A 13,210-nucleotide genomic window follows, 5' to 3' on the forward strand; every position below is an offset into this window, starting at 1 on the left:
AATAAAAATTTGATTTGTTTTGTCAAATAAAAGATAAGCCCGGGTTGGTTAATATATTATTTTATAAAATATGACATGCTGTTGTCATATTAATAGTATTATAATAGCATTATCAAAACTTAGGAGGTAATAAAATGAAATATGAAATCGTTGAGTTGGAACCCAAAACCGTGGTTGGGATAAGCGCAGTGACATCCAATAACGACCCTGAAATGCAGAAAAAAATAGGTGACTTGTGGACAAGGCTGTATCCGGGCGGAGAAATAGCCAAGATAAAAAACAGAGCTAACAGTTTCGCTATAGGTCTTTATTCAGACTACGAGGGTGATAATTATTGTGTGACGGCAGGCTGTGAGGTAACTGAAGCGGATAATGACGATATGGTCATAAAAACCATTCCCGGAGGAAAATACGCAAAATTTTCTGTGCGCGGAAATATGGTTGACGCTGTTGCCGAGGCGTGGGAAGAAATATGGAAAATGAATCTTGAAAGAAGTTATAAGGCGGATTTTGAGGAATATCTTAATGAAGATTTTGAAAATGCAGAAATAAATCTTTATATTAGCTTATAAAATTTGTTTTACCGTCCGCCGGATTAATTTAAAAGATTTTCCCGGCGGGCGATAATTAAAATGGCTTGTTTATTAATTATATACGAGCGAATCATCACATTTGTTTTCTCGGCTGTCCGCCCATTTCTCAAATTCGTTTAAAGGCAGAGGTTTTGAAAAAATATATCCCTGAACCATATCGCAATTGACGCTTTTGAGAAAATTTAACTGTTCAGAAGTTTCAATACCTTCCGCAACAACGTGTATGTTCAGCCTTTTGGCAAGGTCTATAAAACTTATGATTATATTTTGGCTCTTTGAGTTTGTTATATCCTCAAAAAACTTTCGGTCCAGTTTGATAGCGTCGACATTAAATTCTTTTAAAAGTCCCAGTGAAGAAAAACCAACTCCGAAATCATCCAATGAACATAGAAAGCCATAACTATGCATTTGGTTTATTGCGTTTTTCACCAGTTCTATTTGTTGGTTATCAAAAAATATTGATTCTGTTAATTCAAGTTCGATTACTCCATCCGGAATGTTATACTTGTTTTTCAGCTCAATAAACGGACGCAGATAATTTAAATTTCTAAAATGTACCCTTGAAAGATTAACAGATATGGTAAAAAGTTTTTTCCCGCTGTCTATTCTTTGCTTTTGGTATTCACATACTTTTTCAAATACATAAAGGTCCAGCTGTATTATGTTTCCGTTTCTTTCAAACAGAGGAATAAAATCTGACGGATAGATAATCCCGCGGTCGGGATGAAACCACCTTACAAGGGCCTCAGCGCCGCCTGTTTCACTGTTTTTAAGGTTTATTTTGGGCTGAATATAAACGTGAAAATCATTGTTTTTTATTGAGTCGTCAAACAGACTGCAAAGTTTCTGTTCCATAATCATTTTATTTGTTATCTCAGAGTTATAAAATGAACAATCTGAAATTTTATTTTGAAGCTGACAGGCTGTGCGGGCGCGGTCTTGAATCATTCTTATGTTTAAGCCGGGCTCCTCCACTATATATGCGCCTTGTGAGATTTTTATATTATGTGGAATATCAGAGTTTTGCGCGTATGAATTAATATCGGCTGTCATTTCATCAATGCGTTTTTGTATAACGTTTTTGTCAGATTCTTTTAAGCATAAGAAAAAGTGGTCTGCTTCACTCCGCGTTATCATCTCGTCTTCTTTAATATGGCGGCTTAATACTTTATGTATATATCTAATAGTATCATTGCCGGTTTCAATTCCATAATTTAAATTGATAAGTTTAAACCCCTTAATATTCATCATTATAACAGTATAAGTCATGGGCGGTGATTCTGAAATTAACTTTTGACACTCCAATTGAAAAGCGGAGTTGTTTAACCCTCCGGTAAGACTGTCTGAGAATGCAAACTTTTTAAGCCGGTTTTCGCTTTTTCTATAATATCTGAATATTATAATCAGAAACAAAGCAAAGATAAGTACGACGATACCGACTATTATAAACGAGCGCAATATATAGTTGTTTGCCTCGCCCGATATTAAATCAGCCGGAACAAGAGTCAGCAGTACCCAATTATTTATGCCCAGCGGATGATATGAAAGAACAAGGCGTGAATTGTTTACGGAAGTAAAATTGAATACTCCGGGTTCTCCGCTGGACATATGACTTTTCATTTCTTCAATAGCATTTTTTGTCTTGTTTTCATCTTTGGCCATAAATATGCTATCAAGCTGAATAAACGGCTTTACATCTGTAGGTGAAATTACAACCTTGCCATTATTGTCAATAATACAGGAAAGGCCGCTTCCGTTAAAGCTTTTTGGCGCGATTAGGTTTTGTATGTTTTCTTTTTTGCAGACGCCTGCCAGAACTTGATTAATCTCACCGTTAGATTCTACTGGAACGGAAAATACCAGGCTTTGACCTTCAATATATGTAATTGATTTTTCGCCGTTATATGAATTCTTTATGCCGGATAAATTGTTTAGGTTTTCAGTATTTGAGGGAATAGTTTTATTGTTTTTATCAAGCAAGATAAGAGAATCGAAATCTAATATTTCTGCTTTTCTGTTTAAAAATTCTTCCAGTAAATCTTCATTTGGTAACTTTTTAATAGAGTCGCTCAATAATTCCAAAGCCAGTTCAAAAGAGTTGATTTTTGATGATATATCGTTGGCTTGTTGAAATGACGCGTCTTTGACATAAGAATTGGTGCTGTTTTCAAGAACCGTGTTTAGCCCGGAGGTGTTCCATAGCATAAAAGTTATTACAGCCGTTAGAATTATAGAAACAATACAGGTTTGAATAACAGGACTTACAGACATACTATATATTTTTACGTCTTGTGTTTTTTTCATTTTAACAACTCCTGAATTTCTATATCATAATTATTGTGTAATAATTTTAGCATGATTTTTTTAGTAAAACAATAAGATATTTGAGTACGTATACATATAGCTAATTGTTAAATAATGAATTTTATGTTATAATAATCTAAGATAAACATTTATCGGGAGAAGAGTTATGAAAGATAAAACCACCTTATTTGAGTATTTATATGAGAATTTAAAAGAACAGATAGTCAGCGGCAGAATTAAATGCGGTGAAAGTCTTCCGTCGATGAACAGTGTTTCTGAACAGTATAATATAGGAATACGGACAGTAAAAGATGTTTTCAGAGCTTTGAGCAGCGAGGGATATATTAAGACAGAGGAGAGAAAGGCTGCGGTTGTTATCTACAGCGATAATAAAGACAGCCAAGAATCAGCGGTTAAGTATGTATTGGAGCGTAAATCATTTATTGTTGAAGTTTATCAAACCATGGCCTTGTTGATGCCTGAACTGTTTTGTTTTTCGTCTCAGGTTTGCGGTCAGAAATATTTAGATTTATGGGAAAAGAGCTTGAGCCGCAGCAAGAAGAAAGATACGCAAAGCAGATGGAGCGTGGCTTCTGATTTTCTTTATGATATTTTGGAAAAATCAAATAACTTACTGTTCCGCGATTTATTTGTTAGTTTAGAGGTATATGCCAGGCTTCCGCTTTTTTCAAGCCATGACGGATTTATTGAGTTAGTGGATACAAAAAGTATAGGGAATTCGATGTGGGTAATGGAATCATTGCTTACCGGGAACAGAAGCGAAATAATTTATAGATTCGGATTAATGTATGACGCGGTAATTAACGCAATACAAAAGTATTTGGATATAATGGCCGAAAAAAATCCAAATGTCGAAGAGGGAGAGTATGACTATTCCTGGGCGGCTGAAAGGGGAAGAGAACATTATTATACTCAAATAGCTCGGGAACTGATAGATAAAATCGGAAGCGGAATATATAAGCCGGACACATTTTTGCCGCATGAGGCTGAACTTTCTGAACAATATGGAGTTAGCGTATCAACAGTCAGAAAAGCTATTTTAATGCTGAATGAACTAGGGTTTGCCAAAACGTTTAATGCAAAAGGAACAAAAGCTATGCTGCAGAATAAAGAAATGGCGATGAAAAGTATAAAGAATAAAAAATACAAGCGGGATACTTTAATGTATTTAAGCGCTCTGCAGCTTATGACCATAACGGTTAAGGCTGCGGCGGAGTCAGCCTTTCAAAACATAGATAAAGATGTTATAAATGAATTGGATGAAAAAATGAGTTGTCATGATTCCATAAATCTTGATTGTATTCAGGAATGTATAAATAAGTATGTGAGTTTGCGTCCTTTAAAAACAATATTAGAGGAAACGGGTGAAATAATTTACGGGGGATATTATTACGCTTTTTACAGAGACGGCAGTCAAGCCGCAAATTTACTGAATTTTAAAAGTCAAAAGGCATTTGAATGTTTAAAACATGGGGATAAAAAAGGGTTTGCCGCGAAGACTTCCGAATGTTACGGTCATATCCTTAAAATAGTGCGTGATTATTTAATTGGATATGGATTGACAGAGGCCAAAAACTTTGTAGTGCCGGAATAAAAATAATTTATAATTGATTAGCTGTGCTGAAAGGTTTGCAAATCTAATTTTTATTAAATACAAATCAGATAAGTAAAAATATGGCAGGCCTGAATTATTCAGGCCTGCCATATTATAATTATATGTTATTTTTATAAGAAATAACATATTCGGAAGTTATAAAGATTCTATATATTTTAATTAAATACAATTGTCGATTTTATTTAGGATATATGGAATAACAAAAAATACGGCAGCTGAAAATCATCTCAGCATAGGCTGATTTATAACAGCTGATAAAATCGGCTGTACGTGAAACGTCCTAAATGTTTTTATCTGCTTATAAAAAAGCTCTTGGCAGATTACGGTAATATAGTTAGTTAAATAAAATTTTTAATTTTACTCTCTGTGTTTACATGAAATAAATTTATGAAATTCCTCAGGAATATTTTCGGCAGATAAATTTTCATGAACCGAACATGTTCCGGCTTCCTTTGCGGTTTCATAATACCAGCATTTATAATTCAGCATATCAAGCATTTTTTGAGTTTCTTCAATTTGCCGCTCGACAGCTTTCTTTTGCTTAGTGATAATTTCGAGACGTCTGTCTATAGTGCCATCGCCCTCAATACATAAGTCAACGAATTCTTTTATATCTTTGATAGGCATGCCGGTTTTTTTTAAACATTCAATTATCTGAAGCCAAGACATGTCTTTTTCCTGAAACATTCTTATACCGCCGCTGGAACGTTCAATAAACGGCAGCATTCCTTCTTTGTCGTAGTATCTCAGCGTTGACGGAGCCACATTTAATCTCTTAGCCATTTCCCCAATTGTATAAACCATAACCAGTCCTCCAAAAAAATAGAAAAATTTTCAAAAAAGGTATTGACTTAAAGTTAACTTTAAGTTGTATAATGTATTTGAACATTAAGAATTGTATCACAAAATTTAAATCAAGTCAATGGAGGAATAGAAAATGAGTTTTAATATGTATGTACCAACAAGAATATTATTTGGTTTAGGAGCTGTTAAAAAACTGCATGAACAGGAGTTTCCGGGAAAGAAAGCTGTTATAGTAATATCAAACGGCAAGTCAACAAAGGAAAACGGATATTTGGATACTGTAAAAAGTGAAATGAGCAAGGCGGGAGTTGAGACGGTTGTTTTTGATAAGATTCAGCCGAATCCGCTTAAAGCCACAGCTGAGGAGGGCGGAAAGTTCGCTCGTGAAAACAACTGTGATTTCATAGTAGCCTTGGGCGGCGGCAGTGTTATGGACGCGTCAAAAGCAATAGCTGTTTCAGCAACTAATGACGGAGACTTATGGGATTATGCCTTTGGAAAGACAGGCAAAGGTATGCCGATAAAGAATGCTCCGCTTCCTATAGTTGCTGTAACCACGACTGCCGGAACCGGTTCGGAGGTGGACCAGTGGGGTGTTATAACCAACCCTGAAACTAACGAAAAAATAGGGTTCGGCGGTATAGATGAGCTGTTTCCTATAATAGCGGTTGTTGACCCTGAGCTTATGAAAACTGTTCCGCCGCGTTTCACAGCATATCAGGGATTTGACGCTTTGTTTCATAGTACGGAGTGTTATATTGCAAAGTGCTCAAATCTTATGAGCGATATGTATGCTTTAACGGCAATAGAAAATATTGGCAATTATCTGCCAAGGGCGGTTAAAGACGGGAATGATATTGAGGCAAGAGAGCATGTGGCTTTAGCGAATACATTATCAGGAGTTGTAATGACCTTGAGCAGCTGTACAAGCGAGCACTCTATTGAGCACGCCATGAGCGCCTATCACCAGGATTTGCCTCATGGAGCCGGTCTGATAATGATTTCTAAAGAGTATTATAAGTATTTTATCAGCCAGCATATTTGTGACGAGCGTTTTGTTAAAATGGCTAAGGCGCTGGGAATGGAGAACGCGGATAAAGCTGATGATTTTATCACTGCTCTTGAAAAACTTCAGAACGATTGCGGTGTAGGAGATTTAAAAATGAGTGATTTCGGAATTGAGAAAATTGAAGCCGATGTTATAGCAGCCAACGCCCGTGAGACAATGGGAGGATTGTTTGAAGCTGACCCGTGTGAATTGGGTCATGAGGACTGCGCTGAGATAGTTAAAAAATCTTATCGTTAATAGGAGGTCTGTTTATGAAAGGTCTGGTATTATATTACTCATACAGCGGTAACACAGAAAAAGTGGCTAAAATGATTCAAAGAGCCACAGGTTTTGATATAGCTGAAATAAAACCTGTCAAAAATTATGAAGGGGACTATAACTCGGTTGTAAATCAAGGAAAAAAGGAAGTTGACAATAGGGTGGAGCCTGAGATAGTGGATTTAAAATGTGACTTGAGCCAATATGATACCGTAGTTTTAGGCTCGCCGGTTTGGTGGTATACTTTTGCTCCTCCTGTCAGAACAGTGCTGTCGGGAAATAATTGGAGCGGAAAGGTTATATATCCTTTTGCAACAAACGGCGGGTGGCTTGGCCACACCTTTGAAGATATAAAAGATATGTGCCGGGGCGCAGAGGTCAAAAGCGGTCTTAATCTTAAATTCAGCGGAACGGCGATGAAGACAAAGAAAGACGAAATAGAAAAGTGGACAGAGAATATTAAGCAAGGCGGTGAGTTATAATGAATAATATTGGTATTTTTCCGAGAGGCGGAGAACTGCCTGAAATGTTCGCAGAATATTTCAGCGGAAAAGCGTATCTCAACATGCTCACTGAAAAAGGAGTTTCTATAGGTAATGTCACGTTTGAACCGGGATGCAGAAATAACTGGCACATTCATCACAAGGGCGGACAGATTCTGCTCGTTACTTATGGCTCAGGCTGGTATCAGGCTGAGGGCGAAAAAGCAGTAAAGCTACACGCCGGAGACGTTGTCAATATTCCGCCGGAAGTAAAGCATTGGCACGGAGCGGCAAAGGACAGTGTTTTTGTCCATTTAGCTGTTGAGGTTCCAGCCGAAGAGGCTTATAACGAATGGCTGGAGCCTGTTTCAGATGAAGCATATAATAATTTAGAATAAGGGGATATAATATGAAATATATAACTTTGAACAATGGTGTAAAAATGCCTATACTCGGTTATGGAGTGTTTCAAGTCACTCCGGAGGAATGCGAAAGATGTGTGTCTGACGCTATTGAAACAGGATATAGGTCAATAGATACAGCCCAGGCGTATCATAACGAGGAGGGCGTTGGAAATGCGGTTGAAAAATGCGGTCTGCCTAGAGAGGAATTATTTATAACAACAAAAGTATGGATTTCAAACAGCGGTTACGAAAGAGCAAAAGCCTCAATAGAGGAGTCTTTAAATAAGCTTAAATCAGATTATATTGATTTGCTGCTTATTCATCAGCCGTTCGGAGATTATTACGGAACATACAGGGCTATGACAGAAGCTTATAAAGCCGGAAAAGTCAAAGCTATAGGGGTGAGCAATTTCTACCCTGACCGGCTTGTTGATTTCTGTAAGTTTAATGAAGTGCTTCCGGCGGTAAACCAAGTGGAAACGCACCCATTTTTACAGCAGAGAAAGGCTCATGATTGGATGAGAAAGTACGGCGTTAAACACGAATCATGGGGGCCGTTTGCGGAAGGGAAAAATAATATTTTCTCAAACCCGGTTTTAAAAGAAATTGGTGAAAGTCATAATAAATCAGTTGCTCAGGTTATTTTAAGGTATCTTATAGAAAATGATATTATAGTCATACCAAAGACAACGCATAAAGAAAGAATGAAAGAAAACATTAATATTTTTGATTTCGAACTTTCAAAAGAGGATAAGCAAAGAATTTTGGAATTAGACGGAACCGAAAGTTTATTTCTGTCCCATTATGACCCCGAAACTGTTGAATATTTAACAGGTTTAAAATAATATAAGAAAATAAAATCCCATATTGTGTTTTTAAAAGGCTCGGTAATGCTGAGCCTTTTAGCGTGCAGATAATAACGGACTTTTAACCCCTAGATCAATGGGGTCTAAACATTAAATTTGTGTATAATGCCAAACGCTTTATGCTTTGTTAACAATTTGGTCGCTTAGCATGCAGAAAAAGCGGTTTGAGAAAAAAGTTGTGCAAACAAGTAAGATTCCCTCAGTCTATGGAACTGTCATTGAAGCTGACTGAAGGATAAAAACCGCTCCAAAATGCTGTGCGCTCATCTGCAGCCACGCATATTCACTTTTCAGACGATAGGGGCTAAACATTAAATTTTGTGTATAATGTTAAACTCTTAATAATTTTATCGGCAGTCTGAGCGGCTCAACAATATTTAGCGGCTTTTAAACTTGCAAAATAGAATATGAGTGATATAATAGTTTTAATTTGATTATTAAAAAAGGAGAAATTAGTTTTATGGAAAATCACCCTATACCTCCGGTGTATGATAAAAATTCTAAGATCTTGATATTGGGAAGTTTCCCTTCGGTTAAATCAAGAGAAATGAAGTTTTTCTACGGTCATCCGCAAAATAGATTTTGGAAAGTTCTTGCAGAACTGACGCGTTCTGAATGTCCTCAAACGATTGAAGAAAAGAGAGAATTTTTAATTCATAATCACATTGCCGTATGGGATGTTATAAAAAGCTGTGATATAATTGGTTCGTCTGACAGCTCAATAAAGAATGTGAGTGTGAATGATATAAAAAATATAATTGAAAATTCTGATATAAAAGCAGTTTTTACAAACGGAGGAACAGCGCATAAACTATATAAAAAATATATGGACTGCGATTATGAAGCGGTAAAGCTTCCGTCTACCAGCCCTGCCAACGCCGCATATTCACTGGATAAATTAATAAATGAATGGAAAGTGATTTTAGATTATTTATAAATATTTCTCTTATTTGTTAATATTTATTCAGCAAATAAATTTATTTATAAAGTTAAGATAAAAAAATAATTGTCGTTAGATATGTTTTATTTTTTAAATTCCACATAAGATGTTTTTAAGTATAAATTTTCAATATACCATGATTTGTGTTTTAAAATTAAAGAAAAAACAATAGTTTTATTAAATATAAATTATTTTCAATACAGAAATAAAAGTTGTATTGAGATGTAAAAAATAAAGCCGCGTTAGTAAACCACATAAAAAACTTAATAATAGTAGGAAAACGGTGTTCTCTTCAGGCTTTTAGCCATGAAAAGAGCGCTGTTTTTTTGCAGCATTTTTGAAAAAGATAGTTTTATTACGTTCCATTTTTTATTTATTAGAGTTAGATTTTATATCTGTTGAAGCGTATTGAATTTATTGACTGATTTCGGAAATAATAATATGTAAAAGCAATGGTTCGGAGGAATAAAAATGAAAAAATCAGTCTGGACGGACAGTATTAAATTACCTGAGTTCCCAAAAGCGGACAAAGAAATGAAAACTGAAGTTTTAATTATAGGCGGCGGCATATGCGGAATACTATGCGCATACATGCTGGAGCAAAAAGGTATTGATTATATACTTGTTGAAGGAAGCAGAATAGGATATGGAATAACAAAAAATACGACGGCTAAAATAACGTCTCAGCACGGGTTGATTTATAATAAGCTGATAAAATCGGTCGGACGTGAAAAAGCCCAAATGTATTTATCCGCTAATGAAAAAGCTCTAAGAGAGTATAGATTAATAGCTGAAAATATAGACTGCGATTTTGAAACAAAAGACGCGTATGTTTATTCGATTAATGATAGAAAAAAGATTGAGGATGAGGTAAGCGCAGTAAACAGTCTGGGATTTAATGCAGAATTTGCATCTGAGACAAGCCTTCCATTCAAGACAGCAGGCGCCGTAAAATTTAAAAACCAGGCGCAGTTTAATCCAATGAAGTTTTTAAATGGAATAGTAAAAGGGCTGAATATATATGAAAATACTTTTATAACCGATATAAGTGAAAATTGGGCAAAGTTTGACGGCGGTAAGATATTGGCAGATAAAATAATTGTTGCAACACACTTTCCGTTTATAAATAAACACGGCAGTTATTTTATAAAGATGTATCAGAAGCGTTCATATGTTATTGCCTTTGAAAACGCAGACAATGTTGACGGTATGTATATTGATGAAGCTGAAAACGGTATGTCTTTCAGAAATTATGAAGACCTTTTGCTGATTGGGGGAGGAGGTCACAGGACGGGAAAGCAAGGAGGCAACTGGAGAGCGGTTAAAGAATTTTCAGAAAAATATTATCCTAAAGCTAAAGAAAAATTTTATTGGGCGGCTCAGGACTGCATGAGTTTGGACGGAATCCCATATATAGGACGTTACTCTAAAACCACTCCAAACTTGTATGTGGCCTCCGGGTTTAACAAGTGGGGAATGACATCGTCTATGGCGGCGGCTGAAATTCTTGCAGATTTGGTGGTTGGAAAGAGCAGTGAATATGAACCGCTGTTTAACCCAAGCAGGAATATTTTAAAGCCCCAGCTTTTTGTCAACGGTTTTGAAGCGGTAACAAATTTGCTGACGCCGACCTTAAAACGCTGCCCTCATTTGGGGTGTGCGCTTAAATGGAATAAGGCTGAGCACACCTGGGATTGTCCATGCCATGGCTCAAGGTTTGAAAAAAACGGGGATTTGATAGATAATCCTGCGACCGGAGGTGTTGATATTGGGTAACTATTTTGACGGATATTATTATAAACACCAAAAAGGAGACGATGTTCTTTCTTTGGTTGTGGGCAGGTCAAATTCAGAGGAGTTTATACAGGTAATAACCAGGGATTCTTCATACAATGTTCCGTTTATAGGTGAGAACTATTTTTCTGATAAAGGCGTTAGTTTAAATATAAAAACTGATGAAATTTCCTTAAACGGCGATTTGGAGTACCGGAATTTGTCGCCTATAAAATATGATATAATGGGGCCCTTTAAATATTTTCCAATGGAGTGCAGGCACAGAATCATAAGTATGCGCCACACACTGGAAGGCAGGCTGAAACTAAACGGAAAAGAAATAGACTTCACAAACGGTTTGGGATATATCGAAAAGGACAGCGGAAGGTCGTTTCCGTCATCATATGTATGGGTTCAGGCTAATGATTTTGATGAGCCCTGCTCAATTATGGCTTCTGTTGCGGATATACCATTTTTGGGATTTCATTTTAAAGGCTGCATTTGTATCATTCAGTATAATGGGACTGAATATAGAATGGCAACATATTTGGGAGTAAAGGTTATAAAGTGTGCCAAAGACAAAATAATTTTGGAGCAGGGGAAATATAAACTGGAGATAGATATAGACAAAAATAACGGACAAGAGCTGAGCGCCCCAAGCAAAGGTGAGATGACAAGAACGATAATAGAAACGGCAGCCTGCGCCGGGGAGTTTAGATTTTATAAAAATGACGATATGCTGTTTTCTTTAAAGTCAAACAATGTGAGTTTTGAATACGAGGCATAATAGAATAATTTGGCGCATCCATATTGGATGCGCCAAATCAACGCACCAATGTAGAGTGCGACGAACACATATAACGCTCTCATCAGTCTGAACATTTTTAATCTACGTACTCGTATAGGGTGCGACCATCAAACATTGTGCCGAGACTTCCCTCAATTATTGATTTCAATCCACGCACCCGTATAGGGGGCGACCTTGTCAAAGTAATTTAGGAAATCACAGTAGTTTTCATTTCAATCCGCGAACCCGCATAAGGCACGACACAACTTCTTTAATTCATCCGTTGTAAGTTTAACATTTCAATCCACACATACGCATAGTGGGTGACTTATTTTCTCATGTTTAGGTTTCTCTGATTCTATTTTAAAATTTAAAATTGCTAAACTGGTGTTAAAATTTTTTAATTTTTACAGCTTTTATCTATACACATTTATAAACTAGGGTCTATTCTTTTTTTACAATTTCTGCAAATTTCATAATGCTTTTGAGTTAAAAACTCTTCATCCTTTGTTGGTTTTACTCCGCCATCAACAATCCACTGTAATTCAATACAATAACCTAGTTCTATTTCTTTTTTCAACATTGGACAATCAACATCATCTACTATTTTAGTCATTTATTCATCACCTTATATATTATATTTGCAGTACAATCAGTAGTATAATTTCAATCCACGCACCCTTCACGGGTGCGACGCCTGAAAACCTTGATAGCATATTTACTTCCTTGTCATTTCAATCCACGCACCCGTGTAGGGTGCGACCGTCTAACAGAAGAACACGAAATAAATCAAAAGTTATTTCAATCCACGCACCCGTGTAGGGTGCGACTGCAAAAATATATAAAATTGGTATATTTTTATTCTTATAATTGTTATATTGCGACATAATATTTAAATCTTTAATATAATATGTGTTTATAAGAATGTCTCTAATTATATATTTTTGTAAAAACGCGGTGCGAACCTCCTAGGGAAATCATGTGAGCTTACGGTTCGCACCTAAAATATCAGGGGTTCATTTACATCGTGTGATGGCTTTATCCCTATATGCTCAACTTTGCTTTTGTAGTTGTTTCCAAGATAATAAAAACGCAGGCTATCAGTTTCTTTGTCTATTATTTTTTCTAACTTATGTAACAGCATTTTTGATTGTCCTGCATCAAGAAAACACTCAAATACTGAATTTTGTACTCCCTGACCATAGTTAACACACTGTTTCGCTACTTTCCTTAATCTTGTTTTTCCGGCGGGCGTTTCGGTGTTTACGTCATATGTGATTAAAACAAGCATGAA

At 36.2% G+C, this 13,210-nt stretch carries 13 protein-coding genes; 9 read left to right on the top strand and 4 right to left on the bottom strand.

What is annotated here, in order from left to right:
• Positions 1-134 precede the first annotated feature (134 nt).
• Positions 135-572 carry a GyrI-like domain-containing protein gene (locus tag B9O19_RS07435; RefSeq protein WP_102365826.1) on the top strand — a complete coding sequence of 146 codons (438 nt, stop codon included), beginning with the start codon at positions 135-137 and terminating at the stop codon, positions 570-572.
• Positions 573-644: 72 nt separating this feature from the next.
• Here the strand turns inward: B9O19_RS07435 and B9O19_RS07440 are convergent, their stop codons facing one another.
• Positions 645-2,897 carry an EAL domain-containing protein gene (locus B9O19_RS07440; RefSeq protein ID WP_102365827.1) on the bottom strand — a complete coding sequence of 751 codons (2,253 nt, stop codon included), beginning with the start codon at positions 2,895-2,897 and terminating at the stop codon, positions 645-647.
• A gap of 166 nt (positions 2,898-3,063) precedes the next feature.
• Here B9O19_RS07440 and B9O19_RS07445 point away from each other — a divergent pair, with 166 nt between their 5' ends.
• Positions 3,064-4,512, top strand: coding sequence for a GntR family transcriptional regulator (locus tag B9O19_RS07445; RefSeq protein WP_102365828.1), 1,449 nt, complete (start codon positions 3,064-3,066; stop codon positions 4,510-4,512).
• 378 nt (positions 4,513-4,890) lie between these two features.
• Here B9O19_RS07445 and B9O19_RS07450 read toward each other — a convergent pair whose 3' ends face one another.
• On the bottom strand, positions 4,891-5,337 hold the full coding sequence (locus B9O19_RS07450) for a MerR family transcriptional regulator (RefSeq protein ID WP_102365829.1): 447 nt from the start codon (positions 5,335-5,337) through the stop codon (positions 4,891-4,893).
• 133 nt (positions 5,338-5,470) lie between these two features.
• Between B9O19_RS07450 and B9O19_RS07455 the strand changes: the two genes are divergently transcribed.
• The 7 genes from B9O19_RS07455 (at position 5,471) to B9O19_RS07485 (ending at position 11,916) form a co-directional block, all read left to right on the top strand.
• Positions 5,471-6,643 (top strand): iron-containing alcohol dehydrogenase, encoded by a 1,173-nt coding sequence (locus tag B9O19_RS07455; protein ID WP_102365830.1) that lies wholly within the window; start codon positions 5,471-5,473, stop codon positions 6,641-6,643.
• A 14-nt stretch (positions 6,644-6,657) separates the two neighbouring features.
• Positions 6,658-7,146 carry a flavodoxin gene (locus B9O19_RS07460; protein WP_102365831.1) on the top strand — a complete coding sequence of 163 codons (489 nt, stop codon included), beginning with the start codon at positions 6,658-6,660 and terminating at the stop codon, positions 7,144-7,146.
• A complete protein-coding gene (locus B9O19_RS07465; RefSeq protein WP_102365832.1) occupies positions 7,146-7,544 on the top strand; it encodes a cupin domain-containing protein in 399 nt (132 codons plus the stop codon). Before B9O19_RS07460 ends, B9O19_RS07465 begins: the two co-directional genes overlap by 1 nt.
• Positions 7,545-7,555: 11 nt before the next feature.
• Positions 7,556-8,395: an aldo/keto reductase gene (locus tag B9O19_RS07470; RefSeq protein ID WP_102365833.1), complete on the top strand. Its 840-nt coding sequence runs from the start codon at positions 7,556-7,558 to the stop codon at positions 8,393-8,395.
• A 481-nt stretch (positions 8,396-8,876) separates the two neighbouring features.
• On the top strand, positions 8,877-9,353 hold the full coding sequence (locus B9O19_RS07475; protein ID WP_102365834.1) for a DNA-deoxyinosine glycosylase: 477 nt from the start codon (positions 8,877-8,879) through the stop codon (positions 9,351-9,353).
• Between the two features lie 474 nt (positions 9,354-9,827).
• A complete protein-coding gene (locus tag B9O19_RS07480; protein WP_102365835.1) occupies positions 9,828-11,132 on the top strand; it encodes an FAD-dependent oxidoreductase in 1,305 nt (434 codons plus the stop codon).
• Complete coding sequence (locus B9O19_RS07485; RefSeq protein WP_245862901.1) at positions 11,125-11,916, top strand: tocopherol cyclase family protein; 792 nt, start codon at positions 11,125-11,127, stop codon at positions 11,914-11,916. The genes B9O19_RS07480 and B9O19_RS07485 overlap by 8 nt, the downstream gene beginning before the upstream one ends.
• A gap of 430 nt (positions 11,917-12,346) precedes the next feature.
• Here the strand turns inward: B9O19_RS07485 and B9O19_RS07490 are convergent, their stop codons facing one another.
• Together B9O19_RS07490 and cas2 are read right to left on the bottom strand one after the other, a co-directional pair.
• Positions 12,347-12,532, bottom strand: a complete 186-nt coding sequence (locus B9O19_RS07490; RefSeq protein ID WP_102365837.1) for a hypothetical protein — start codon at positions 12,530-12,532, stop codon at positions 12,347-12,349.
• A 384-nt stretch (positions 12,533-12,916) separates the two neighbouring features.
• Positions 12,917-13,207, bottom strand: a complete 291-nt coding sequence (cas2, locus tag B9O19_RS07495) for a CRISPR-associated endonuclease Cas2 (protein WP_102365838.1) — start codon at positions 13,205-13,207, stop codon at positions 12,917-12,919.
• Positions 13,208-13,210 lie beyond the last annotated feature (3 nt).

This window comes from Monoglobus pectinilyticus, assembly GCF_002874775.1.
Lineage (GTDB): Bacteria > Bacillota > Clostridia > Monoglobales > Monoglobaceae > Monoglobus > Monoglobus pectinilyticus.